We start from the raw sequence: 26,006 nt of genomic DNA on the forward strand, positions 1-26,006 counted from the left end.
AAAATCCTATTATTTCTATATAAGGGTCTTAATTGTATATTTAGAGATAATATTTTATTTAGAAGCAGATTTTAATAAAAAGGAATTCAAATAAAAGGGGAATGTCTTATGACAACATATACGAGCGAGATAAAAAAAAGTTTAGTAACTGAAGAAGATGTGGATATTTTAAAAATAATGGCGCATCCAATACGATTACAAATTGTAAATGAATTAAGTGCACGCAAAACTTGTAATGTAACACAATTAACAGAAATATTGAATATTCCTCAATCGACTGTTTCGCAGCATTTATCAAAAATGAAAGGTAAAGTGCTAAGAGCTGAGAGAAGAGGGTTAGAAATTTATTATTATATTAATAATTTAAAAGCAAGCGAGATTGTTAGTGTTTTAGGATATGTAAATTAATGAATTGTTATTATACAAAATAGCCTCCGCTGTTAAGCAGGGGCTATTTTGTATTGTATTGTTTTATTTATTTGCATTTAAAATTTTATAGTTTTTATGATTTACAATTGTTCGGTCAAATTCAAAAGTACCACCGCTTACATCTGTGACTTCAACTAAGACCGATTCAGTGTATAGTTTTAGTACAGATGCTGTGATCTTTAAGTTATTTCGTTGAAATAGTATAGTATCGCCTACGTTTGCTTTCATAGTACCTCCTTATAAAAGTCAGAAATGTTTGTTTATTATATATATTAAACCACGTATAGATATATTAGTGAATGTTTAGTTTTATTTATCAATAAAATATTTGTTGTTTAGTAAAAATTAAAGTGCAACATTATGTAAATGAATTATATATTTTCTATTTTTATGTATAAAATTGTAAAAAAACGTTGTAATTCTGTATGTTTCGTTAAAAAACAAGATATATGGAAGTTAAAATGTATAAAAGATGGAATTTTTGATTACAAGACTATTAAATGATTTGTATCAAGAAATACAGACGCAACATGTTATAAACGTTGAAGAGTTAAATAAGAATAGGATAAGCAAAATATTGAAGTCCAGCCATGGATAATTCGATAATTTTTTTGGTAAAAGAGGATGTGAAAGCTCCGTAAGTCGTATTGATGTAAAACATTATAAAAACTACTACGTATTTAACAAGTAGTTTTTTGTATTTCACCCTTCGTTTTCTGTAACTGATTCCATATTTTTGACGCTCCATCTTGTAAGTGCTTACATAAGCGAAAACATCCTATACAATGAAGTTGTTAAGTCGAATGAGGTGGCGAAAATAAAAATAAAAAAAGCATATTTAGCGAATAGCATTGAAATAGAAAGAGGAGGAGAGATGGTATGAAAAAATCATCGGTTAATCCATGGCTTGTTGTCCTTGGAACAGTCATAGTACAAATGGGGCTTGGTACGATATATACATGGAGTTTATTCAATCAGCCCTTAGTGAGTAAATACGGTTGGAGTCTTAACGCTGTTGCTATAACTTTCTCAATTACTAGCCTGTCTTTAGCGTTTTCAACTTTGTTTGCGAGTAAATTGCAAGAAAAATGGGGACTTCGTAAACTTATTATGATAGCTGGACTAGCATTAGGAAGTGGATTAATACTTAGTTCACAAGCTTCCTCATTAATATTGCTTTATGTACTAGCAGGGGTTGTTGTAGGTTATGCAGATGGAACAGCATATATCACTTCATTATCCAATTTAATAAAGTGGTTTCCAAAGCGTAAAGGTTTAATTGCTGGTATTTCTGTCTCTGCATATGGTTCGGGTAGTTTAATTTTTAAATATATTAACGCACAGTTAATTGAATCAGTTGGTGTATCACAAGCGTTTATATACTGGGGTTTAATTGTTACAGCTATGATTGTCCTTGGCGCTTGTTTAATCCATCAAGCTGCAGATCAAGGAGCAGTTCATGAAACAAAAACTCAGGAATATACAACGAAAGAAATGTTAGGCACAAAACAAGTATACTTATTATTTATTATGTTATTTACATCATGTATGAGTGGCTTATACTTAATTGGTATGGTAAAAGACATTGGTGTTCAACTTGTAGGGCTTAGCGCAGCGACAGCAGCTAATGCGGTGGCTATGGTTGCAATCTTCAATACATTAGGTCGTATTATTTTAGGACCGTTATCAGATAAAATCGGCCGTTTAAAAATCGTTACTGGTACATTTGTTGTTATGGCAGCTTCAGTCTTGGTTTTAAGTTTCGTAGATTTAAATTATGGTATCTACTTCGTATGTGTAGCAAGTGTAGCGTTTTGCTTTGGTGGAAATATCACTATTTTCCCAGCTATCGTTGGTGATTTCTACGGTATGAAAAACCATAGTAAGAACTACGGAATTGTGTATCAAGGATTTGGATTTGGAGCGCTCGCTGGTTCCTTTATCGGTGCAGTTCTAGGTGGATTCAAACCAACTTTCATGGTGATCGGCGTATTATGTGTCGTATCATTTATTATCGCACTTTTAATCCAAGTGCCTAAGCAGAAAAAAGAAAAAGAAGAAGAGTATCGCAGTGTAGCGTAAGTATATAAATCTTCTTTAACACTATGTTTACTAAAAAGCACCCTATTTAATAGGGTGCTTTTTTATGAATTACAACATGTGAAATTTTCTAGAGGCAAAAAATGAGTAAAGTATCCGTTTGGATTATATTGGAATATCATAAATTGATATATTATATTCGAAATACTTATTAAATCTTAAATTATAAACACGACATGCATCGGTAATTGCAAGATATACTTTCTCGATATTTTCAGAAAAATGTTGAGAAAGTATATACTTGAGTTTTTGGTAAGGCTTTGTAAATGAAGGTATCTACAGTTTATCTTCTTCAATTTTAAAAAGAGGAGTACGAATTAAATTTTTTAATGTAAGTACTTATTAATGCTTTTAGATGTAATTGTATTGAGAAGTACTAAAATATTTTATCTGAAAAATAAAAATAGGTTGACAAGTTTATTGAGAAAGATTATCATTTCGGTGTAAGAATATTAAATGAAAAACATTATCAATGAATAATATTTTGATGAAAAGTACACTTGACCAATTAGTTTAGTAAGTGTATTATTTTTTACATTGATAGTGATAATCGTTATCATTATCGCTATTTGTTTAATTAGATTAATTTTCAAATGAAAGGATAGAGGAAATGAACTTAGGGGAATTTGATGGAAAAACGGTTTTAGTAACAGGTGCAGCTCAAGGTATAGGCAGTGTTGTTGCCAAAATGTTTTTAGAAAGAGGAGCTACAGTTATTGCGGTTGATCAAAATGAAGAGGGGTTAAACGTACTCTTAAATGAAAATGAATTAAATGAAACACGTATGAAAACATTTCATTTAGATGTGAGTGATAGTACTGCTGTTGAAGATATGGTAAACGGTATTGAAAATGATATAGCAACAATAGATATATTAATAAATGTTGCAGGGGTATTACGTATGGGACCGATTCACTCTTTAAGTGATGAAGATTGGAATAAAACCTTCTCTGTAAATTCTACAGGAGTTTTCTATATGTCTCGAGCAGTAAGTAAACATATGATGCAAAGAAGGTCAGGGGCAATTGTTACAGTTGGTTCAAATGCGGCAAATACTCCGAGAATGGAAATGGCTGCGTACGCTGCATCAAAAGCTGCAACGACAATGTTTATGAAGTGTTTAGGATTAGAGCTTGCAGCATACAATATTCGCTGCAACTTAGTTTCTCCTGGTTCTACTGAAACTGAAATGCAAAGATTACTATGGGCTGATGAGAATGGAGCTGAAAATATAATTGCTGGTTCTCAAAATACATATAGACTCGGTATTCCGTTACAAAAAATTGCACAACCTTCAGAAATTGCTGAAGCAGTATTGTTTTTAGCTTCTGATAAAGCGAGTCATATTACAATGCACAATTTATGTGTCGATGGCGGAGCTACATTAGGAGTTTAATAAAAAATTCAGGAGGTTTTAATACTATGAATGAACTTATAGCCGTAAAGGAACTGTCAGAAAAATTATTAGAAGATTATAAAACTGAATCTTCGTTCTTTTTCGCTTCACCAACTCGAACGATATTGACAGAAGGAGAGTTTACTACAGTAAAACATCATGAAATTGAAAGTTTTCCAGAACTTGTACAAGCGGTATTAAGTAATGCAAAACAAGCCGGAAATCCGAATCCTATCGTTGTTGGTGCTTTGCCTTTTGATCGTAGAAAAGAAGTTCAACTTATCGTACCAGAACATAGTAGAATTACTGAGCGTTTACAGTTAGAGACAACAAATGAGATAAAACGAAATGAGAAACTGACATTTGAAATGACACCGGTTCCAGCTCCTGAAGTTTATATGGATGGTGTGAAGCAAGGAATAGCAAAAATTCAGGACGGAGATTTAAGAAAAATCGTTCTATCTAGATCGTTGGATGTTAAGTCTTCCGAGAAAATTGATCAACAAAAACTACTTCGTGAATTAGCGGAACATAATAAGCACGGCTACACATTTGCTGTTAATTTGCCGAAAGATGAAAACGAGTACAGTAAGACGTTAATTGGAGCAAGTCCTGAATTACTTGTTTCACGTCATGGTATGCAAGTAATTTCTAATCCGTTGGCTGGCTCAAGACCACGAAGTGAGGATCCAGTAGAAGATAAAAGAAGGGCAGAAGAATTACTTTCTTCTCCAAAAGATTTACATGAACATGCGGTAGTAGTTGAAGCGGTTGCCGCTGCGCTTCGCCCTTACTGTCATATATTACATGTTCCAGAAAAACCCTCAGTTATTCATAGTGAAGCAATGTGGCATTTGTCTACGGAAGTGAAAGGTGAACTAAAGGACCCAAATACGTCTTCTTTAGAATTAGCAATTGCTCTTCATCCTACGCCAGCAGTTTGTGGAACTCCAATGGAAGAAGCGAGAGAGGCTATTCAAAAAATTGAGCCATTTGACCGTGAATTCTTTACAGGAATGTTAGGGTGGAGCGATTTAAATGGAGATGGCGAATGGATTGTTACAATTCGTTGTGCTGAAGTGCAAGAGAATACACTTCGCTTATATGCAGGTGCTGGAGTTGTTGCTGAATCAAAGCCAGAAGATGAGTTAGCAGAAACATCAGCTAAGTTCCAAACAATGTTGAAGGCTTTAGGGTTAAGAGATAATGCGCTGAATGAAAAATAGGGGGAAGAAAGAATGTTAATAGGTTATACGGAATGGCCAAAAGAATTTGCCAATCGCTATCGAGAAGAAGGGTGTTGGCTTGGAGAAACATTTGGTTCGATGTTAAAAGAACGTGCTGAAAAATATGGGGATCAAATTGCGGTTGTAAGTAGTAATACGCATATAACGTATAGTGAACTTGATAAAAAGGTAGATCGCTTAGCTTCAGGTTTACTGAATTTAGGAATAAAGAAAGAAGACCGAGTTGTAATCCAGTTACCTAATATTATAGAGTTTTTCGAAATATGCTTTGCGCTATTTCGCATTGGAGCACTCCCTGTTTTTGCACTACCTTCTCATCGCAGTAGTGAAATTAGTTATTTTTGCGAGTTTGGTGAAGCGAGTGCTTACGTTATTTCAGATAAGGCTCTCGGCTTTGATTATCGAAAACTAGCAAGAGAAGTGAAAGAGAAAGTTCCCGCTTTACAACATGTAATCGTAGTGGGGGAAGAAGAAGAATTCGTGAACATAACTGATCTTTATATGGATCCGATTCCGTTACCAGAAGTTCAGCCAAGTGATGTTGCGTTTCTCCAATTATCAGGAGGGACGACAGGACTTTCTAAATTAATTCCTAGAACACATGATGACTATATTTATAGTTTACGTGTTAGCGCTGACATTTGTAATTTAAATGCAGAAAGTGTCTATATGGCAGTTCTTCCAGTAGCACACAATTACCCGATGAGTTCTCCAGGGACATTTGGAACTTTCTATGCCGGTGGAAAAGTAGTATTGGCAACTGGAGGTAGTCCAGATGAGGCATTTGCTCTTATAGAAAAAGAAAAAGTTACGATTACAGCGCTCGTTCCACCATTAGCAATGATTTGGCTTGATGCGGTATCTTCCCGTAATAACGATTTATCAAGCCTGCAAGTTATTCAAGTAGGCGGTGCGAAATTTAGTGCCGAAGTTGCGAAGCGTATACGCCCTACATTCGGATGTACGTTACAGCAAGTGTTCGGTATGGCGGAAGGGTTAGTAAATTACACAAGACTAGATGATCCAGAAGAAATCATTATTCATACACAAGGTAGACCGATGTCTACATTTGATGAAGTTCGAGTTGTTGATGAACATGATAATGATGTTAAGCCTGGTGAAGTAGGTAGTTTATTAACAAGAGGGCCATATACAATTCGTGGCTATTATAAAGCGGAAGAGCATAATGTAAGATCATTTACAGAAGATGGTTTTTATCGCACAGGTGATCTTGTAAAAGTAAATGAACAAGGTTACATCATTGTAGAAGGAAGAGATAAAGATCAAATTAACCGTGGTGGTGAGAAGGTTGCTGCGGAAGAAGTTGAAAATCATCTATTAGCACATGATGCAGTACATGATGTAGCAATTGTATCTATGCCTGACGATTATTTAGGAGAACGCACTTGCGCTTTTGTTATCGCTCGTGGACAAGTCCTAACTGCAAACGAATTAAAAATGTTCTTAAGAGAACGTGGTATAGCAGCTTATAAGATTCCAGATCGAATTGAATTTATTGAATCATTCCCACAAACAGGTGTTGGAAAAGTAAGCAAAAAAGAATTACGTAAAGTCATTGCTGAAAAACTTATTACAGTAAAACAATAATAAAAATCGGAAGGAAGTGATTAGATGGCTATCCCATCTATTTCAGTATATAAAATGCCAATTGAATCAGAACTACCAAAAAATAAAGTGAATTGGACGCCAGATCCGAAACGTGCGGTTCTTCTAATCCATGACATGCAAGAATATTTTCTTGATGCATATAGCGATAAAGAATCGCCAAAAGTAGAACTAATTTCAAATATTAAGGTGATAAGAGAAAGATGCAAGGAACTTGGTATACCAGTTGTTTATACAGCACAACCTGGTGGACAAACGTTAGAACAACGAGGGTTATTACAAGACTTTTGGGGTGACGGTATTCCTGCTGGACCAGATAAAAAGAAAATTGTCGATGAGCTTACTCCAGATGAGGATGATATATTCCTAACCAAATGGAGATATAGTGCATTTAAAAAGACGAATCTATTAGAAATTTTAAATGAGCAGGGAAGAGATCAACTTATTATTTGCGGTATTTATGCGCATATTGGCTGCCTTTTAACAGCTTGTGAAGCATTTATGGATGGTATAGAGCCATTTTTTGTAGCAGATGCAGTTGCTGATTTTTCACTAGAGCATCATAAACAAGCATTGCAGTATGCATCAAATAGATGTGCGGTAACGACATCAACAAACTTACTATTAAAAGATTTACAAAGTGTAAAAAGCGATGAGAGTGAAGGAATCACTTTACAGAAAGTACATGAACTAGTTGCACAACTACTCCGTGAGCCAGTAGAGAGTATTGAAGTTGATGAAGACTTATTAAATAGAGGACTTGATTCGGTCAGAATTATGAGTTTAGTAGAGAAATGGCGTCGCGAAGGGAAAGAAATCACTTTTGCAGATTTAGCAGAACGTCCAACTGTTGATGATTGGTACCGTTTACTATCTTCACAAGCAGCACAAGTGCTGTAACAAATAGACTACATAATAAAGGGGTAGTAAAGAATGCCTAATAGTCAAAAGATTCGTCATTCGTTATCATCTGCGCAGTCTGGTATGTGGTTTGCGCAACAATTAGATCCGCTTAATCCGATTTATAATACTGGGGAATATATAGAAATAAACGGAAATATTAATCATGAAATTTTCGAGTTAGCTGTACGTAAAGTGGTAAAAGAAGCAGAAGCACTTCATGTTCGTTTCGAAGAGGATGAAATTGGCCCATGGCAAGTTATTGAGGAATCGTCAACGTTTCATATGCATTTTATTGACGTTCGTAAAGAAGAAAATCCTGAAGAAGCTGCTAAAGTATGGATGAAAAATGATTTATCTGTACCGATAGATTTAAAAGAAGATAAATTATTTACTGAAGCACTTATTCAAGTTGAAAATAATCGTTTCTTTTGGTATCAGCGCATCCATCACATTGTGATGGATGGCTATGGATTTTCACTTCTTAGCCAAAAGGTAGCGAATGAGTATACATCACTTATAGAAGAAACAAATAAGAATGAAAAGCCATTTGGTTTTCTTGCAAAAATTGTACAAGAAGATAATGAGTATCGTGAATCTAAACAATTTCAGGAAGATCGTACTTTTTGGCTAGAAAAGTTTGCAGATGAACCGGAAGTTATAAGTTTAGCAGAACGAGCGCCGAGAACATCAAATGGATTTTTACGAGAAACTGCTTATCTATCAAATGCTAGTACAAAAACTTTACTAGAAGATATTAATATTTCGTTAACGAGTTGGCCCGAATTTGTTGTAGCCGTAACGAGTATTTACATGCATAAATTAACAGGTGCAAATGATATTGTTTTAGGTTTACCGATGATGGGGCGTCTTGGTTCTGTATCTATTCATACACCAAGCATGGTAATGAATTTAGTTCCACTTCGTCTAAAGTTAACTCCAAATATAACTTTTGCAGAATTAATACAGCAAGTTTCTAAAGAAATTCGAGACGTACGTCGTCATCATAAATATCGTCATGAGGAATTAAGAAGAGACTTAAAGTTACTAGGTGAAAATCAAAGGTTGTTTGGGCCGTTAGTGAATGTTATGCCTTTTGATTATGGGCTTAACTTTGCTGGGAATCGTGGTATTACACATAATTTATCAGCAGGACCTGTTGATGATTTATCGATAAATGTATATAAACGTTTCGATGAAAATGAGTTAATGATTCATTTTGATGCGAATCCGGAAGTATATAACGGCGCGGAACTAGCATTGCATAAAGAAAGATTTATGAGTCTATTAGAATTAGTGATAAATAATTATCATAAAGACGAGCCGATTGGAAAAATAAACATTACTCTTCCTGAAGAAAATCATAAAGTTTTATTGGAATGGAATGAAACGAAGAAAGCTGAAGAGCTAATTAATCTACCTATATTATTTGAAAAACAAGTACAAAAAAATCCAAATAAAATAGCAGTTACTTGTAACGGGATAAAACTTACGTATAAAGAGCTAAATGAACGAGCGAATGAACTAGCACACTATTTATTAGAAGAAGGAATAGAAGTAAATCAGTTTGTAGCCTTAGTATTTCCAAGATCAATAGAAATGGTAGTTAGTATGCTAGCAGTTCTAAAGGCTGGTGCAGCGTATTTACCGATAGATCCAGAATACCCAGCCGAGCGAATTCATTATATAGTAAATGATGCAAATCCAGTTTGTATCATAACACATTCATCTGTTTCATCTACTTTAGTTATAGAAAATGATATTAAAGAAATCATATTAGATAGCGAAGAAACGAAAATAGCGTTAAAAACATATTCTCATATGAATCTACCATTTAAAAATGATGAATCACTTTTAAACCAAGCTTATACAATTTACACTTCAGGATCAACCGGAAATCCAAAAGGTGTAATTGTTACTATGAAAGGTTTAAGTAACTTCTTATTAGCTATGAAAGATATGTTTTCATTAAATGAAAACGATCATTTATTAGCAGTTACAACGTTTGCGTTTGATATTTCTGCTCTAGAAATTTATTTACCTCTTATTAGTGGTGCAAGTTTAACAATTGCACAAAAAGAGGTAATCCAAGAGCCTTCTGCATTAACGACATTGTTACAAGAAGAAAGAGCGACAATTATGCAAGCTACACCGACGCTCTGGCAGGCGTTAATAACTGAATATCCAGAGAGGTTACAAAGGCTAAACGTACTCGTTGGCGGTGAAGCTCTTCCGGCACATTTAGCAAATAAATTAAAAGAATTAGGTTGCTCTATAACTAACTTATATGGACCAACTGAAACGACTATTTGGTCTACTTTCATGAATATTGATGACAGTGAAAATGGTATACCTCCTATTGGAAGACCAATTTGGAATACAGAAGTGTACGTTTTGGATGCAGGGTTACAGCCTGTTCCACCTGGAGTTATCGGTGAATTATATATTGCAGGAGAAGGACTTGCGAACGGATATTTAGGAAAACCAGCGTTAACGGCTGAACGGTTTGTTGCAAACCCTTATGGAAAAGCTGGAGCACGTATGTACCGCACAGGTGATCTTGTGAAATGGCGTAAGGATGGTGTGTTAGAGTACATTAGTCGCGCAGATCATCAAATTAAAATTCGCGGTTTCCGAATTGAATTAGCTGAAATTGAAACGGTATTACAACGACATGAAAATATACAACAAGCAGTGGTAATGGTACGAGAAGATCGTCCAAATGATAAACGAATCATTGCGTATATCGTTGCCGAAGAGAAGGAAATGATTCATCTTTCAGAAATTCGCTCTTATGTTTCAGAAAGTTTAGCGAATTATATGGTACCATCAGCATTTGTTGTGCTAGAAGAATTACCATTAACACCAAATGGTAAGGTTGATAGAAAGAAATTACCTGCTCCTGATTTTAATGGAATGAACAATGAGAGAGTTGCTAGAAATCCGAAAGAAGAAATACTATGTGATTTATTTGCAGAAGTACTTGGTGTTTCGCGAATTAGTATAGATGATAATTTCTTTGAAATGGGCGGCCATTCGCTTCTTGCATCTCGTTTAATGGCAAGAATTCGTGAAACGTTAAGTGTAGAATTAGGAATCGGAAAGCTATTTGAATCACCAACTGTTGCTGAATTAGCGAACCAGTTGGATCGTGCAAAAAGCGCAAGACCAGCTATTAAGAAAGTAAGTAGGCCAAATGAAGTTCCACTTTCATTTGCACAGCGCAGGTTATGGTTCTTAAATTGTTTAGAAGGTCCAAGTCCTACTTATAATATTCCGTTAGTCATTCGTATGTCTGGAAAATTGAATGAGGAAGCACTGCAAGGTGCCTTTTATGATGTAGTTGAGAAACATGAAACACTTAGAACGATTTTCCCGAATTCACTTGGCAGTTCATATCAAAGAATTCTAGAAATGGATAAATTGAATTTAAAAATGATTATAACAAATACATGTAAGGATGAATTAGAAAGTACACTGTCTGAAGCTGTAAGATATAGCTTTAATCTTGATATCGAACCAGCAATTCGTTTGCAACTTTTTAAAGTGAGTGAAAACGAACATGTTTTACTAATTCTTTTGCATCATATTGTAGGAGATGGATGGTCATTACAAGCGTTAACGAGAGACTTTACAGCGGCTTATAAAGCACGATGTCAAGGTGATAGTGTTCAACTAGAAACCCTTCCAGTTCAATACGCAGATTATTCACTATGGCAACAACAGCTATTAGGTGATGAAACAAAACCAGACAGTATTATTTCAACACAATTAGATTTTTGGAAAGAAGAGTTAAAAGGTTTACCAGATCAAATGGAGTTACCTACAGATTATCAGCGCCCAATTGAAACTAGTTATCGCGGGGAAACAATTCATTTTCATTTAGATGAAGGTATGCATAGTAGGTTAGTGGAGCTCGCTCGTAAAAATGGAGTTAGTTTGTTTATGGTGTTGCAAGCAGGACTAAGTGCCTTATTTACAAGATTAGGTGCTGGAACTGATATACCATTAGGTAGTCCGATTGCTGGAAGAAACGACGATGTACTCACGGATATAGTTGGTTTATTTGTAAATACATTAGTGTTACGCACAAATACATCAGGAGATCCAAGTTTTAAAGAATTATTAAATAGAGTGAAACAGGTAAACCTTGCAGCTTATGAAAATCAAGATGTTCCATTTGAACGACTTGTTGAAGTGTTAAACCCAGTACGAACTCGAAATAGTCATCCGCTGTTTCAAGTTATGTTAGCTTTCCAAAATACGCCAGAAGCAACGTTTAATGTACCGGATTTAGAAGCAAGCCTTGAAATTCAAAGTGTTGGTTCTGCAAAATTTGATTTAACATTTGAAATTAGCGAGAGTAACAGAGTTGATGGTACTCCAAACGGCTTATACGGATTGTTAGAGTTTAGTACCGATTTATATAAACGTGAAACGGTTCAAAAACTAATAGAACGATTCATTCTATTATTAGATGATGCAGAGAAACATCCGGATCAATCAATTGGTAGATTAGAAATATTAACTTTAGCAGAGCGAAATACAGTTTTAGAAAAGTGGAATGGTGGTTTTCAAATTGTACCTGAAATGACATTGCCACAATTATTTGAAAAGCAGGCTCATGTAAATCAAAATTCTATTGCTGTCGTCTTTGAAGATGAAAAGCTAACTTATGAAGAGTTAAATAGAAAAGCGAATAAAATAGCTCGTTTGTTAATAGCGAAAGGAATCGGTCCTGATCAACTTGTTGCTTTAGCGATGCCGAGATCTTTAAATATGGTTGTAAGCTTACTTGCTGTTCTTAAAGCTGGTGCGGGATACCTTCCGTTAGATCCGGATTATCCGTCAGATCGTATCTCGTTTATGCTACACGATGCGAAACCATCATGTGTTTTAACAAATTCAGATGTGGAAATTGAATGTGATGAGGCACTAAAGATTTTAGTTGATGATGTGAACGTAATAGAAGAAATTGAGAAATATAGTGAAGACAATATAGATGAAATGGAGCGCATGAAGCCGTTATCTCCTTCACGTATTGCTTACGTTATTTATACGTCAGGCTCAACAGGTAGACCGAAAGGGGTTATGATACCTCATCAAAATGTAGTAAGACTTTTAGGAGCAACTGATCATTGGTTCCAATTTGACGCAGACGATGTGTGGACGATGTTCCATTCATACGCTTTTGATTTCTCGGTTTGGGAAATTTGGGGACCTTTATTATATGGAGGGCGTTTAGTTGTAGTACCACATACTGTAAGTCGCTCGCCGAAAGAATTTTTACAGCTTCTTGTTAAGGAAAAGGTTACTGTTTTAAACCAAACTCCATCAGCGTTCTATCAATTGATGCAAGCAGATCGTGAAAATGAAGAGGTTGGTCAAAAATTATCTTTACGATATGTTGTTTTTGGCGGAGAAGCACTTGAACTAAGTCGATTAGAAGATTGGTATAGTCGTCATCCTTATAACGCACCGAAGCTTATTAATATGTACGGAATAACGGAGACGACGGTACATGTTAGTTATATTGAATTAGATGAAAGTATTGTATCTTTACGAGCAAATAGTTTAATCGGGTGCAGTATACCGGATCTTAAAGTATACGTATTAGATAACTATTTACAACCGATGCCACCTGGAGTAGTTGGAGAAATATATGTTGCAGGTGCAGGGCTCGCTCGTGGATATTTAGGAAGAGCAGGATTAACTGCTGAACGTTTTATCGCAGATCCATTTGGTAAGCCAGGTACAAGAATGTATCGTACAGGAGACCTAGCGCGCTGGCGTCAAGATGGGACGTTAGATTATATAGGACGTGCAGATCATCAAATTAAAATTCGTGGATTCCGAATTGAATTAGGGGAAATAGAAGCGGTAATAATGAAACATCCTAAAGTTGAACAAGTAGCTGTTATTGTACGGGAAGATCAACCAGGGGATAAACGATTAGTTTCTTATATCGTCGCATCAAATAATGAAACGATCGATACGAATGAAATGCGTCAGTATGCTGGAGGTAGTTTGCCAGATTATATGGTTCCATACGCTTTTGTAGTAGTAAATGAGTTACCTTTAACTCCAAACGGTAAATTAGATAGAAAGGCATTGCCAGCTCCAGAATTTATTGCATCATCTTCTAGCCGCGGACCGAGAACACCGCAAGAAGAAATGTTATGTGACTTGTTTACAGAAGTTTTAAGTGTGTCTCAAATTGGAATTGATGATGGATTCTTTGATCTTGGTGGTCATTCACTTCTTGCAGTGCAGCTGATGAGTCGCATTAAAGAGGCACTTGGAGTTGAACTAAATATCGGAACTTTATTTGCAGCACCTACTGTTGCAGGGCTTGCTGAAAGACTTGAAATGGGGAATGGTCAAAGTGCACTTGATGTGTTGCTTCCATTACGAGCAAGCGGAGATCAATTACCACTATTTTGTGTACATCCAGCAGGTGGATTAAGTTGGTGCTATGCAGGACTTATGAAATCTTTAGGAACAGATTATCCAATCTATGGTGTACAAGCACGTGGTATCGCTGAAAATGAAGAACTTCCAAAAAGCTTAGAGGAGATGGCGGCGGATTATTTAAAACACGTTCGTGAAATACAGCCTCACGGACCATATCGTTTACTCGGATGGTCGCTTGGAGGAAATGTTGTTCATGCTATGGCGGCGCAACTTCAAAATGAAGGGGAAGAAGTAGAATTACTCGTTATGCTGGATTCGTATCCTGGTCACTTCTTACCGAATACGGAAGCACCTACTGAAGAAGAAGCGTTAATCGCATTACTTGCTTTAGGTGGATATGATCCAGATAACATGGATGGTAAACCACTTACTATGGAAAGTGCGGTTGCAATACTTCGCAAAGATGGAAGTGCATTAGCAAGTCTTGAGGAAGAGACTATTTTAAACTTGAAAGAAACATATGTAAATTCAGTAGGGTTGTTAGGGAAATACGTGCCAAAAGTTTATAACGGGGATATTTTATTCTTTAGATCTACTGTTATACCAGACTGGTTTGATCCTATTTCTCCAAATACGTGGCTAAATTATTTAGACGGGGAAATCGTGCAGCATGACATTGATTGTAGACATAAAGATTTATGTCAGCCAGGTCCACTTACAGAAATTGGACAAGTGCTAGCGAAATATTTGCAGAATAAGAAAGGGGTAAGTAAAGTATGACGAATCCATTTGAAAATGATAATTACACATATAAAGTATTAATGAATGAGGAGGGCCAGTATTCTCTCTGGCCTGCCTTTCTCGATGTACCAATTGGATGGAATGTCGTACATGAAGAAGCTAGCAGACAAGTTTGCTTAGAATACGTTGAAGTTAACTGGAATGATTTAGAGCCGAAAAAAAATCAAATTAGCGAAAAAATATTAGTAGGAAAACAATAATGAAAGTAAAAATAAATCCAAAAGTAGTTGTAAGCATCGTTTATATAACAGCGATGTTTATGGCTGCGATGGATGCAACGATTGTGAATGTAGCACTGCAAACGATAAGCAAAGAACTGCAAGTGCCCCCATCTGCAATGGGGACTGTAAATGTTGGGTATTTAGTTAGCTTAGCTATTTTCCTTCCGATTTCTGGTTGGTTAGGAGATCGCTTTGGTACGAAAAAAGTATTTTTAACTGCCCTTTTCGTTTTTACAATTGCATCTGCACTATGTGGAATTGCTAATGATATTACTTCATTAAATATTTTTCGTATCATTCAAGGTGCTGGTGGCGGACTTTTAACACCAGTCGGGATGGCGATGTTATTCCGAACATTTTCACCAGAGGAAAGACCAAAAATTTCTCGATTTATTGTACTTCCAATTGCTGTAGCACCAGCGATCGGACCAATTATTGGCGGTTTCTTTGTAGATCAAATGTCTTGGCGCTGGGCATTTTATATTAATCTGCCGTTTGGTATCATTGCGTTGCTATTTGGACTTCTATTTTTAGCAGAGCATATTGAAAAATCGGCTGGTCGTTTTGATTCTCTCGGTTTTGTTCTTTCAGCACCAGGTTTTGCGATGCTCATCTATGCACTCAGTCAAGGCCCGTCAAAAGGTTGGGTTTCTCCAGAAATAATTAGTATTGGGATAGCTGGGATTGTATTACTTACATTGTTTATTATTGTAGAACTTAAAGTAAAGCAACCGATGTTAGATTTACACTTATTAAAAGAACCGGTCTTTAGAAAAATGAGTCTTATTTCGTTGTTTTCATCAGCTGGTTTACTAGGAATGTTATTTATTTTTCCGCTTATGTATCAAAATGTAATAGGAGTTTCCGCGCTGGAATCGGGTCTTACTACATTCCCAGAGGCGATTGGATTAATGATTTCTTCGCAGATTATACCATGGTCATATAAGAAATTAGGAGCTCGAAAGGTAATCTCTATTGGATTAGTAAGTACGGCGGTTATCTTTATTTTATTAAGTTTTGTAAATCATGATACGAATCCATGGCAAATTCGGGCACTATTGTTTGGCATTGGTATTTTCTTAGGTCAATCTGTCGGTGCGGTTCAATTTTCTGCTTTTAACAATATTGCACCACCTTCTATGGGGAGAGCAACTACTATATTCAATGTGCAAAACCGATTAGGATCTGCAATAGGAGTTGCTGTTTTAGCTAGTATACTATCTGGTTTTGGAAGTAATAACGTACAGAATAATGCACAATCAGATTTTTTACCATATCAAGCAGCATTAATTGGATCAGCAATATTTTTACTCATAGCATTACTATTTTCTTTACGTATTTCTGATAAAGAGGTAATGTCAAAGAAGAATAAAAAGCCGTTATCTGTATTACAAAAAGAGAAAGAAGTTGTAAATGAATGAGTTGCAGCATGCTAATACTCTTTTGAAATAAAGTAATATTGGCATTTAAAAGGAGAGAGTTTACATGATAGAGAGTAAAGTTGTAGATTCTGTACCAACCCTTAATGAGAATAGTTGTCAAATATGGTGGGCAAGAATTTCAGATTTACAATCATGGCATTGCAATTTACTAAATGATGTAGAGCGAGAGAAAGCAAATTCATATCATCATTCGGCAGACCGTGCGCGTTTTATAATAGGTTGTGTAATTAGTAGATTAGTACTTGGAAAGGTACTTTCTATGTCGCCAGTTCAAGTGCCAATTGATCGAATGTGCCCAGTATGTAAATTACAACATGGCAGACCACAGTTACCAGAAGGGATGCCGCAAATATCAGTCTCACATTCGGGTGAGTGGGTTGTTGTTGCATTTACTAAATCTGCACCTGTGGGTGTTGATGTTGAGCAAATGAATCCAAATGTAGATGTTATGAGAATGGCAGAGGGCGTATTAACAGACATTGAAATAGCACAAGTTATGAAGTTACCTGATGAGCAGCGACTAGAAGGATTTTTAACATATTGGACTCGAAAAGAAGCAGTGCTGAAAGCGACAGGTGAAGGACTATTGATCCCACCAGTAGAAATTACAGTATCAGCTCCAAATGACCCTCCAAAATTGTTGATTTTTAAAGATAGACAAGAGTTAGCAGAAAATACAATGATGGAAGATGTAAGACCTAGTTTAGATTATATGGCTTCCATTGCAATATTTAGTAAAGAAGTAACTGAAATTACGCAGTTAGACGCGGGATTGCTATTAAATCATCGTTAATTTTTAATAAAATTTCTTATAGAAGAGGTGTTCCTCATGTTAGTAGCGGAAAATAGAAAAACTGAATTAACTTATAATGTACAGGCAATTAAAGATATGTTGTTTTCTAGAAATACGTCATCTATTCTAGCTTTAGAAAAACTTGTAAAAGATACAGTTCAGTTTGATGTACTTGAACAGGAAGCGCTCGATAGACAATACATTCCGAAAGAAGCAAAGAATTTCTTTGATAAAAACGGAACATTTCTTTATCGCGTATCTAATGTTAGTTATAAAGGTAAGGTGTTATCTGAAAATCTAATTTTTGCAGACACTTCGTTTTTACCGGATACAATAAAGAGTGAATTAGAGAGTGGAAATATTCCTGTTGAAAACCTTATAGAAAAGATGGAAGTAAGAAGAAACGTATTATATGAAGGATATCAGCCATCTGGAAATATTATCGAATTGTTTGATGGATGTTCTGTTGCGGCGAATGTTTATCCAACTAGAAAATATCAAATTGTAAGTAACTGCAAATGTGTATTTTATATTTGTGAAGTGTATCATGCAGAGAATATAAAGGAACTGCTTAAATAAGAAATAAACAAGAAACCAGCCTATAAAATGGCTGGTTTCTTGTTTATTTAACAGCTTCTTTTAATTCTTTTCCTGCTTTAAATGCTGGAACTTTACCAGCAGCAATCTGAATTTCTTCTCCAGTTTGCGGATTACGCCCTGTACGAGCAGACCTTTCACGCACTTCAAAAGTTCCAAAGCCGATTAGTTGCACTTTATCGCCAGATTGTAATGCATTAGCAATTGTGTCAAATACGGATTGTACAGCTGCAGAAGCATCCTTTTGAGAAATATCAGCTGATTGTGCTACATTTTTAACTAATTCTGTTTTGTTCATGTTTTCACCTCATAAAAAATTTTTTAGAATGAATGTTTTAGTATAATGGTTAGTAAAGATAAAGCTAACTTTGTGATTAGAAAGAATGCTGTATGTTTATGTTAATTTCGTTGAAAGAAACTGAATCCCTGCTAATATTTAGGGATTAATTAAGAATTGATGCATACAACAAGCTGTAATATGAGGATGAGGGGGAATATACGGATGATTTTTCGTGAAAAGAATGAGAAAGAAAGTATATTAATACGTCAACATGATCATGGTTTTTTAGCTGGTGAAATTGCAAGACATATAATAGAAGATTTTTTTGAAGATAAAATATACTTAAAAGAGACAATTGATGCTATATATGAGCATGATAGAGGATGGATAGAGCTTGATAAAGTACCAATTTTGAATGATACTAAAAATATTCCATATACATTTATGGATTGTCCAAGTTCATTACGCTTTGTTTTTTATACGATTGGTTTGAATGCAATTGAAGAGTCAAATCCATACGGGGCGCTACTTTGTAGTAAGCACTTTTTATCATTTTCATTAAATGAGGAAGATGAAGAGATGATGTCTTTTTATAAAAATGAATTGGAACGACAAAAAAGAATTTTGAAAACGTTAACAAAAGAACAATATGCGATGTTTGATAAACATTATAGATTATTAAAGTTTTGTGATGAACTTTCTTTATATGTATGTATGAATAAACCTGGTGTAAAAAAGAAAGATGAAATTGATTTATTTAAAGATGGTTTTGAAGGAACAGAAATGTTTAATAGTAAGGGGGAGAAGCCTATTCAAGCTGAATGGGTGGATGAAGAAACAATTCAAATTACATCGTTTCCATTTAAAACGGAATTTTATACATATGTAAAATATAAAACTATAAATAAACATGAAGTTAAAGAAAAAGGGATTGTAAAAGCTGATAGAGAAGCGGAAATGAAGAAGCAAAACATTCGTTTCATACAATAAGGAGGAGATTTAGATTGAAAGATTACATGTTAAAACAGTTTGATTACCATGCTTGGGCTAATACACGATTATTCAACCGACTAAAAGAGTTACCAAACTATGAGACAATTTTTAATGAACAGATACAGAGTGTATTCCCATCAATTAAGGATACTTTTGTACATATTTATATTACAGATCAAGTGTGGTTACACATATTGCATGGTAAAAGTATGAGTGAAGTAATACAAGACCGAGAAAAATTACGAAAACAAATCGAAACTAAATCGTTACATGAATTAGAAAAAATGTTTGAAAACATGGCAAATCAATATAAAGAATTTTTAAGTAGAATACAAGACGTAAATACTGTATTTGTTATTGAGAACCCATATGCAGGTGCATTAGACACTTCCATTTTAGAGTTAGTGCAACACGTCGTAAATCATGGTACATATCATAGAGGGAATATAACAGCAATGATCCGTCAACTTGGTTATTCATCTACAATGATGGATTTTGTACTTTATTTACATATGGTTCAGGAGGGAAAGGAATTGAAATAGAGAAAAAAGGAATGGCTTATTATAAATGAGCCATTCCTTGTTTTAGTGATTAACTTGCCTGTTTTTTATGACTTTCTTTCAATTTCTCTGCTTGTAAAAAGCGATTCGTTTCAGCGACAACAATACCACTTAATCCGATTAGACCAATTAAGTTTGGAATCGCCATAAGTCCATTTGCAATATCGGCAAATGTCCATACGACACCTAGCTTTAAATTAGCACCTATTGCAATCATAACGATAAAGATTGCTTTATAATATCGTACAGCACCTTGTCCAAATAAATAAGCTACACACTTCTCTCCGTAATACGACCAACCTAAAATAGTAGAGTAGGCGAATAATATAATGGCGATACCGAGAATCATACTACCAGCAGTACCGAATACGGATTGGAATGCTAATGTTGTAGCTTCAACACCAGTTTTACCTGATTTCCATGCGCCTGTAGTAATTAATACTAGCCCCGTAATTGTACATACAATAAATGTATCTAGAAAAGTACCAGTCATAGAAACTAAAGCTTGTTTTGCAGGTGAATCTGTTTTGGCAGCAGCCGCAGCAATAGGAGCACTTCCTAAACCAGCCTCGTTAGCAAATACACCACGTGCCATTCCTATTTGAATTGCAGATGCAACTGTTGCTCCGATAAAACCACCAGCAGCTGCAGTACCTTGAAATGCACCAGAAAAAATAAGTGAAAATGCTTCTGGAATTTGATCAAAGTGATAGAAAATAATAATAAGGCCAGCGATTATATAAAAGAATGCTTTAATAGGAACGATATATCCAGTAACTCTACCAATCTTTTTTACACCGCCCAAAATAACGATAGCGATTAAGAATGACATGAGTATACCAGTTAATGCAGGAGGGAAAGAAAAATTGATTCGCATTGCCTCTGCAACCGAATTAGATTGAACCATATTACCGATACCGAAAGAAGCAGCTGTGCCGAATATAGCGAATAAAACAGCCAGCCATTTTTTCCCTAAACCACGTTCTAAATAATACATTGGTCCACCGGAGTATTCACCATTTTCATTACTAACACGGTATTTCACCGCAAGGATTGCTTCGGCATACTTTGTTGCCATTCCAAATAAAGCAGTAATCCACATCCAAAAGATTGCGCCGGGTCCACCGATTGTCACAGCAGTTGCGACACCTGCTATATTTCCCATACCAATCGTTGCAGCCATAGCTGTCATCAGTGCTTGGAAGTGACTAATATCTCCAGAAGATGATGTATCCTCTGATTTTTTAAAAGCTAGTTTGTGAGCGTATATTAGTTTACTAAATTGTAAACCTTTTAAGCGCACTGTGAGAATGATACCAGTTCCAACAAGTAGCAACAAAGTTGGTAACCCCCACACATACTGATTAATTTGTTCTAATACTTTACTTACTGTCTCCATCTGTATTCTCCTTTTTTAGAAAAAATAAAAACCACTTCAAGGAAATGAAATGGTCTCTGGAGAAACAAGGGATAGAAAAATAAACCGATACAAATCGGCATTTTCTTTCGCTTGTCTCTGTCCTTTTACCTGAGAGATTATCCGCTAGATTAGCGGATTTGCTCCTTCGGTGCTCGTTTTCCTCCGCGCTATATTAAGCGAGAGGGAGTCTCTCCAGAGATTCGTCCCCATGCAGTTCTACTTGTAAACAAGACCTGAGAGTTTCAAAGTTGGTTCAGCAACTTTTTGCCCCGTCGGTAGATCAATAGACCTTCTCCTGAATGGTTCATCCGAATTATAAAATTAAAAACTTAAACGCATTGATTCTGTATAGAATCAATAAAAACATTATAGATATACAATTAGTGAAATGCAATCATTTTTTATTTTGAAATAGTAAATAAACTTATTTTTTTGGTATTCCTAATTTATCTTCTATTTTATGATCTCAGGAGAGATTACTTATTATATATTCGAAAAATGAATGGTGATAAAAGAGATAGGACGTAACAATGTAGGATTATTTATGTCTTACTTTCAAATTTTCAATTCTGAATTATTTGAATTATAATTGTTGTATGTGTGGAATAAACCAATATTTTATAGGGAAATGAGTTGATAAATTGCCAAGAATAAAAAAAATAGGGCGTTTTTGTCCTGTGGATGATGAAGGATTTATTATAAACGATGCACATTTTAATAAAATTCAGCCTGTGTTTTTGGAGGTAATACAAGAAATAAAGGATACTTGTTGTCAATTTTTGCGGGATGATTTGCACAGTGTTTATATAAGGGGTTCTATTCCAAGAGGGATTGGGATAGAAGGGGTTGCAGATGTAGATATGATTATATTAGTTCGAAAGAATCCTCAAGTAATTGACTTAAGCTGGAGCAAGGAGCTAGAAGTCCAAATTACACAGCAGTTTAATTGTATATCAGGAGTGGAATTAAGTTTTTATAGTGAAAAAGAAGTAATAAACTCAGAGGATTTTTCTTTTATAGGATTTATGATTCAGACACATAGTGTATGTATATTAGGTGAAGACGTAAAATTATATTTACCTAAATATAAAGTAAGTCAGGAGATAGCGTATGAACATCTCATTCATTTGCGGAAACAAATTGAACAAACACACGAAGAGTTAATTCATAATAAGGACGTGGATGATATAGAGGATTGTTGTCGTTGGATCATGAAGATTGTAGTCAGGGCAGGTCTAGCATTAACAATTGATAGAGAAGGGCTGTATTCCAGGGACTTATATCCAGCATATGAGTTATTTAGTAAGCATTTTCCCGAACAAGAAAAAAATATGAGGAAAGCACTACAATATGTAATTGAACCGATAAAAGATATAGAAGAAATCTTATCATTTTTAGATACGTTTGGTGATTGGTTGATAGAAAAAGCAGAGGATTCTTTGAAAAATATACAAATTTAATAAACTATAATTTCATTATGTAAACAGATTGTGTTGAAGAATAGAAGAGAGATATTGGGATTTTTACATTGTGGATGTATTCTCGCAAGGCAAGTATTCAGGTAATCAACTTGCGTTATTTATGGAAAATTAGGGATTTTCTAGTTGGGAAATCAATGATCTTAATGTCCGTGATTTTGCAGATTATTATGGAATCACAGAGGATGTGGCAACAGGAAGCTCAAATGGATGTTTAGCGGCGTATCTTATAAAATATCGTTATCTTGGAACGAAAAAGATAAATATGCATGTTGGACAAGGGGATGAGATAAATCGCCATTCTCTAATACATATAGAAGCAGAGGTGATTGAGAGTAAAATTAATGTTTGCGTTGGTGGAAAAATAGAAAGTATTGCAAGTGGGAAATGAACCGTATCATAAGGGGGATTAGAAATGCTATTAAAAACAATATTTTGCAAGGTGGAAGAAGAGAAAAGGGAATTGTTTTCTGATGCGCAAGAAAAATGGCGTGATTTACAGTATTTAGACGGATTCTATGGACAATTTGGTGGGTGGAATGAAGGGGAAGCGTGTGTATATACTTTATGGGAAGATAGAAATGCATATCAATCATTCATGAATGATGCTCATGATACAATTTTTTTAAATAGTAATCAAGAAGGCACATATATTTCCTGTAATATTGAAATGTTTCAAACGTTGTATGATATAACAGAAACTCCTTTGAAAGACGTAACTGCACAAGGATCATTTGTAAGAGTTGCAATTTGCGATGTGAAAGAAGGAAAAGAAAAGTATTTTTTACATACGCAAGAAACAATTTGGAATAAAGGAATGGAAAATGCAAAAGGAATGTTAGGTGGAGTTGTTGGGAAGTCTTTAAAGACTGAAAATCGTTACATAGTATTAACGTATTGGCAAGATGAAATAGCACATGAACTCTATATGAAAGAAATTTTCCCAGAGTTATATCAGTTAGCAAATGTAAATGAGTATGTTGAAAATATAAATGGGAAGAGAGTTATTCGGGAGGAAGAATGGTCTGTTGCCGCTTCTAAATAAAGTTAGAACTTATTAAAGTAGCTAGTTTCGAAAAATTCGATACAGAACATTAGTTCTTGTATAATTACTTTGTACAAGAATAAGAGGGGAGATATTTAAATGAGTAGAGTTTTAAGATTTGAATTGCAAGTCCCAAACCCTGAAGAAGCTATTCAATTTTATACAAATAGTTTTGGATGGAAGTTTGAAAAAATGCCTGGGCCACATGACTATTGGTTCATAATTACAGGTGAGAGTGATAGACCTGGTATCGATGGTGGATTAATGAAATCACCTGATGGTGCTACTAGGACAACTAATTCGATTGAAGTACCTTCAGTTGATGAGTACATAAATAAAGTTATTGAAAATGGTGGACAAGTAGTTGTACCTAAAACTGCTATTCCTAATATGGGTTACTTTGCTTATTGTATAGATAATCAAGGGCTTCTTTTTGGAGTATGTGAAGAAAATAGTGAAGCGTAAAAATTAGGGGAGTTCGAGATTATTTTGTTTGTTGAACGATGTTTTCTATCAAAGATTATAATTATTGAACACTTTTGTATAAAAACTAGTATTCGTTTAGTTGAAGAAGGATCCATTTTGATTATTTTCAAAAGGGTTCTTTTTTATTTTTCACATATTGTGAGTTATTTAGGCATGATTAATCAAACTTATATCGGTATATTATCTATGAAAAAAGTAAATAAATGATGTTATATTCAAGGGTTAATCTATTGACTGCTAAACAGTTTGAGGTGAAAAGGAAAAGAGGACCAATTATTTTCGTGTAAACATGTAATTAAGTGAAGACGTCATATACCCTTTCATGTTAATATATTTAAGTTATAATAGGAGGCTTACCCTTTTGTATTGTACGGTAGAAGCAGTGTGAGCTTGAAATTTTTTATGAAAAGGATGTGCCTAACTTGCGTATCAATAAATTTATTAGTGAAGCTGGAAAAGCGTCTCGACGTGGAGCAGATAAGTTAATTAACGAGAGAAAAGTAATTATTAACGGTAAGGTTGCAAAAATTGGTGACCAAGTAAATCCAGGTGATGACGTACGAGTAAATGGAGAGCAACTTCGTATTGCTCGAGACCATGTGTATATCGCTTTAAATAAACCAGTAGGTATTACATGTACAAGTGAAAAAGCCGTAAAAGGTAATATTATCGATTTAGTGAATCATCCTTTACGAATTAATCACATCGGACGTCTCGATAAAGACTCAGATGGTTTAATTTTGTTAACGAATGATGGCGATATCGTTAATGAGATTTTACGTGCTGAAAACAAACATGAGAAAGAATATATCGTTTCAGTAGATAAGCCGATTACACCGGAGTTTTTAGAGAAAATGGCAGCAGGTGTTAAAATTTTAGATACAAAAACACTTCCTTGTGAAGTAACACAGTTATCAAAATATGAGTTCCAAATTATTTTAACACAGGGGCTAAATCGTCAAATTCGCCGTATGTGTGAAGCTTTGGGTTATCAAGTATACACGTTAAAACGTACGAGAATTATGAATATTGAGTTGAATAATTTACCAGTCGGACAGTGGAGAGATTTATCGAAAAAAGAGAAAAAACGCCTATTTTCAGACTTAAATTACGAACCACAAGATTGGTAAAAAAGAGAAGGGGAGACCAAAAAATGTTTTTGGTTTCTTTTTTTTGAATAAAAGATATATTTTTAACACTTGTAAAAATAAAATGAATAGGATATATTAAATAACAATAAATGTATTTGTTACAAAAGCAAAGAAAAGGACACGAGTTATTTTAAACGGTTATACAGAGAAGGAAGGAAAGCTGAGAACTTCCTAACGCAGTAAAATAACTTACCACCTTAGAGCTGCACTGGGGAAATCAAGTATCTAGTGCCGTGTAAGCGACGTTATCGCAAAAGAAGCCATTATGTTTTTTGTGATGGGAATCTGGGTGGAACCACGAATATAAGCATATTCGTCCCTATTTACTAGGGATGAATATGCTTTTTTATATTTTATTTCATAATAAGCGAAGAAAAGGACACGAGTTATTTTAAACGGTTATACAGAGAAGGAAGAAAAGCTGAGAACTTCCTAACGCAGTAAAATAACTTACCACCTTAGAGCTGCACTGGGGAAATCAAGTATCTAGTGCCGTGTAAACGACGTTACCGTAAAAGAAGCCATTGTATATTTGCGATGGGAATCTGGGTGGAACCACGGGTAAAAGCACACTCGTCCCTATTTTAGGGATGAGTGTGCTTTTTATTATGAAATGGAGAGATGAAA

21 protein-coding genes, 1 riboswitch and 2 other annotated features are annotated in these 26,006 nt (G+C 35.0%); of the genes, 18 read left to right on the top strand and 3 right to left on the bottom strand.

What is annotated here, in order from left to right; genetic code table 11:
* The first annotated feature begins 108 nt into the window (after positions 1-108).
* On the top strand, positions 109-408 hold the full coding sequence (locus DN408_RS16185) for an ArsR/SmtB family transcription factor (RefSeq protein ID WP_033730116.1): 300 nt from the start codon (positions 109-111) through the stop codon (positions 406-408).
* 63 nt (positions 409-471) lie between these two features.
* On the opposite strand, the gene DN408_RS16190 is transcribed toward DN408_RS16185, so the two are convergent.
* The gene (locus tag DN408_RS16190) at positions 472-657 is read right to left on the bottom strand and encodes a YkvS family protein (RefSeq protein ID WP_002012762.1); all 186 of its coding nucleotides are present in this window, start codon (positions 655-657) and stop codon (positions 472-474) included.
* A 651-nt stretch (positions 658-1,308) separates the two neighbouring features.
* Here DN408_RS16190 and DN408_RS16195 point away from each other — a divergent pair.
* From DN408_RS16195 to DN408_RS16240, 10 genes are all read left to right on the top strand, one after another.
* Positions 1,309-2,511 (top strand): L-lactate MFS transporter, encoded by a 1,203-nt coding sequence (locus tag DN408_RS16195; RefSeq protein WP_002127286.1) that lies wholly within the window; start codon positions 1,309-1,311, stop codon positions 2,509-2,511.
* Positions 2,512-3,139: 628 nt separating this feature from the next.
* Entirely contained in the window at positions 3,140-3,925 is a 786-nt protein-coding gene (gene dhbA / locus DN408_RS16200; RefSeq protein WP_002127287.1) for a 2,3-dihydro-2,3-dihydroxybenzoate dehydrogenase, read from the top strand.
* A 26-nt stretch (positions 3,926-3,951) separates the two neighbouring features.
* Positions 3,952-5,151: an isochorismate synthase DhbC gene (gene dhbC / locus DN408_RS16205; protein WP_002127289.1), complete on the top strand. Its 1,200-nt coding sequence runs from the start codon at positions 3,952-3,954 to the stop codon at positions 5,149-5,151.
* 12 nt (positions 5,152-5,163) lie between these two features.
* A complete protein-coding gene (locus DN408_RS16210) occupies positions 5,164-6,780 on the top strand; it encodes a (2,3-dihydroxybenzoyl)adenylate synthase (RefSeq protein ID WP_002168442.1) in 1,617 nt (538 codons plus the stop codon).
* A gap of 24 nt (positions 6,781-6,804) precedes the next feature.
* Complete coding sequence (locus DN408_RS16215; protein WP_002012770.1) at positions 6,805-7,698, top strand: isochorismatase family protein; 894 nt, start codon at positions 6,805-6,807, stop codon at positions 7,696-7,698.
* Positions 7,699-7,731: 33 nt separating this feature from the next.
* A complete protein-coding gene (locus DN408_RS16220; RefSeq protein ID WP_147740255.1) occupies positions 7,732-14,892 on the top strand; it encodes an amino acid adenylation domain-containing protein in 7,161 nt (2,386 codons plus the stop codon).
* Positions 14,889-15,113: an MbtH family protein gene (locus DN408_RS16225; RefSeq protein ID WP_000184075.1), complete on the top strand. Its 225-nt coding sequence runs from the start codon at positions 14,889-14,891 to the stop codon at positions 15,111-15,113. The genes DN408_RS16220 and DN408_RS16225 overlap by 4 nt, the downstream gene beginning before the upstream one ends.
* Complete coding sequence (locus DN408_RS16230) at positions 15,113-16,555, top strand: MDR family MFS transporter (RefSeq protein ID WP_002185912.1); 1,443 nt, start codon at positions 15,113-15,115, stop codon at positions 16,553-16,555. The genes DN408_RS16225 and DN408_RS16230 overlap by 1 nt, the downstream gene beginning before the upstream one ends.
* A 64-nt stretch (positions 16,556-16,619) precedes the next feature.
* Entirely contained in the window at positions 16,620-17,369 is a 750-nt protein-coding gene (sfp, locus tag DN408_RS16235) for a 4'-phosphopantetheinyl transferase Sfp (RefSeq protein WP_078178851.1), read from the top strand.
* A 36-nt stretch (positions 17,370-17,405) separates the two neighbouring features.
* The gene (locus DN408_RS16240) at positions 17,406-17,948 is read left to right on the top strand and encodes a hypothetical protein (RefSeq protein ID WP_002012778.1); all 543 of its coding nucleotides are present in this window, start codon (positions 17,406-17,408) and stop codon (positions 17,946-17,948) included.
* A 43-nt stretch (positions 17,949-17,991) separates the two neighbouring features.
* Here DN408_RS16240 and DN408_RS16245 read toward each other — a convergent pair whose 3' ends face one another.
* Complete coding sequence (locus DN408_RS16245) at positions 17,992-18,264, bottom strand: HU family DNA-binding protein (RefSeq protein WP_002012780.1); 273 nt, start codon at positions 18,262-18,264, stop codon at positions 17,992-17,994.
* Between the two features lie 204 nt (positions 18,265-18,468).
* Between DN408_RS16245 and DN408_RS16250 the strand changes: the two genes are divergently transcribed.
* Both DN408_RS16250 and DN408_RS16255 read left to right on the top strand, forming a co-directional pair.
* Positions 18,469-19,236, top strand: coding sequence for a DUF3891 family protein (locus tag DN408_RS16250; protein WP_078422255.1), 768 nt, complete (start codon positions 18,469-18,471; stop codon positions 19,234-19,236).
* 14 nt (positions 19,237-19,250) lie between these two features.
* Positions 19,251-19,781, top strand: coding sequence for a DinB family protein (locus tag DN408_RS16255; protein WP_002085719.1), 531 nt, complete (start codon positions 19,251-19,253; stop codon positions 19,779-19,781).
* A 49-nt stretch (positions 19,782-19,830) separates the two neighbouring features.
* Here DN408_RS16255 and DN408_RS16260 read toward each other — a convergent pair whose 3' ends face one another.
* A complete protein-coding gene (locus DN408_RS16260; protein WP_002012784.1) occupies positions 19,831-21,198 on the bottom strand; it encodes an alanine/glycine:cation symporter family protein in 1,368 nt (455 codons plus the stop codon).
* Between the two features lie 107 nt (positions 21,199-21,305).
* Positions 21,306-21,425: riboswitch (glycine riboswitch) on the bottom strand.
* Positions 21,426-21,860: 435 nt separating this feature from the next.
* On the opposite strand from DN408_RS16260, the gene DN408_RS16265 reads away from it, so the two are divergent.
* From DN408_RS16265 to DN408_RS16285, 5 genes are all read left to right on the top strand, one after another.
* Complete coding sequence (locus DN408_RS16265; RefSeq protein ID WP_002168437.1) at positions 21,861-22,679, top strand: hypothetical protein; 819 nt, start codon at positions 21,861-21,863, stop codon at positions 22,677-22,679.
* 151 nt (positions 22,680-22,830) lie between these two features.
* Entirely contained in the window at positions 22,831-23,088 is a 258-nt protein-coding gene (locus DN408_RS16270; protein ID WP_078178853.1) for a PhzF family phenazine biosynthesis protein, read from the top strand.
* 24 nt (positions 23,089-23,112) lie between these two features.
* Positions 23,113-23,742 carry a YdbC family protein gene (locus DN408_RS16275; RefSeq protein ID WP_002085712.1) on the top strand — a complete coding sequence of 210 codons (630 nt, stop codon included), beginning with the start codon at positions 23,113-23,115 and terminating at the stop codon, positions 23,740-23,742.
* A gap of 99 nt (positions 23,743-23,841) precedes the next feature.
* Positions 23,842-24,207: a VOC family protein gene (locus DN408_RS16280; protein ID WP_002031902.1), complete on the top strand. Its 366-nt coding sequence runs from the start codon at positions 23,842-23,844 to the stop codon at positions 24,205-24,207.
* A gap of 443 nt (positions 24,208-24,650) precedes the next feature.
* Positions 24,651-25,358 carry a pseudouridine synthase gene (locus tag DN408_RS16285; RefSeq protein ID WP_002085707.1) on the top strand — a complete coding sequence of 236 codons (708 nt, stop codon included), beginning with the start codon at positions 24,651-24,653 and terminating at the stop codon, positions 25,356-25,358.
* 121 nt (positions 25,359-25,479) lie between these two features.
* Positions 25,480-25,703, top strand: a binding site (T-box leader).
* 37 nt (positions 25,704-25,740) lie between these two features.
* Positions 25,741-25,963, top strand: a binding site (T-box leader).
* Positions 25,964-26,006 lie beyond the last annotated feature (43 nt).

The organism is Bacillus sp. AR13-1, from assembly GCF_008042285.1.
Lineage (GTDB): Bacteria > Bacillota > Bacilli > Bacillales > Bacillaceae_G > Bacillus_A > Bacillus_A mycoides.

Excerpts from the sequence above, each read along its gene's own strand:
- dhbA (WP_002127287.1), top strand. The coding sequence starts at position 3,140 with ATGAACTTAGGGGAATTTGATGGAAAAACGGTTTTAGTAACAGGTGCA.
- DN408_RS16210 (WP_002168442.1), top strand. The coding sequence starts at position 5,164 with ATGTTAATAGGTTATACGGAATGGCCAAAAGAATTTGCCAATCGCTAT.
- DN408_RS16220 (WP_147740255.1), top strand. The coding sequence starts at position 7,732 with ATGCCTAATAGTCAAAAGATTCGTCATTCGTTATCATCTGCGCAGTCT.
- DN408_RS16245 (WP_002012780.1), bottom strand. The coding sequence starts at position 18,264 with ATGAACAAAACAGAATTAGTTAAAAATGTAGCACAATCAGCTGATATT.
- DN408_RS16275 (WP_002085712.1), top strand. The coding sequence starts at position 23,113 with ATGCTATTAAAAACAATATTTTGCAAGGTGGAAGAAGAGAAAAGGGAA.
- DN408_RS16225 (WP_000184075.1), top strand. The coding sequence starts at position 14,889 with ATGACGAATCCATTTGAAAATGATAATTACACATATAAAGTATTAATG.
- sfp (WP_078178851.1), top strand. The coding sequence starts at position 16,620 with ATGATAGAGAGTAAAGTTGTAGATTCTGTACCAACCCTTAATGAGAAT.
- DN408_RS16195 (WP_002127286.1), top strand. The coding sequence starts at position 1,309 with ATGAAAAAATCATCGGTTAATCCATGGCTTGTTGTCCTTGGAACAGTC.
- dhbC (WP_002127289.1), top strand. The coding sequence starts at position 3,952 with ATGAATGAACTTATAGCCGTAAAGGAACTGTCAGAAAAATTATTAGAA.
- DN408_RS16190 (WP_002012762.1), bottom strand. The coding sequence starts at position 657 with ATGAAAGCAAACGTAGGCGATACTATACTATTTCAACGAAATAACTTA.
- DN408_RS16250 (WP_078422255.1), top strand. The coding sequence starts at position 18,469 with ATGATTTTTCGTGAAAAGAATGAGAAAGAAAGTATATTAATACGTCAA.
- DN408_RS16260 (WP_002012784.1), bottom strand. The coding sequence starts at position 21,198 with ATGGAGACAGTAAGTAAAGTATTAGAACAAATTAATCAGTATGTGTGG.
- DN408_RS16230 (WP_002185912.1), top strand. The coding sequence starts at position 15,113 with ATGAAAGTAAAAATAAATCCAAAAGTAGTTGTAAGCATCGTTTATATA.
- DN408_RS16240 (WP_002012778.1), top strand. The coding sequence starts at position 17,406 with ATGTTAGTAGCGGAAAATAGAAAAACTGAATTAACTTATAATGTACAG.
- DN408_RS16280 (WP_002031902.1), top strand. The coding sequence starts at position 23,842 with ATGAGTAGAGTTTTAAGATTTGAATTGCAAGTCCCAAACCCTGAAGAA.
- DN408_RS16185 (WP_033730116.1), top strand. The coding sequence starts at position 109 with ATGACAACATATACGAGCGAGATAAAAAAAAGTTTAGTAACTGAAGAA.
- DN408_RS16215 (WP_002012770.1), top strand. The coding sequence starts at position 6,805 with ATGGCTATCCCATCTATTTCAGTATATAAAATGCCAATTGAATCAGAA.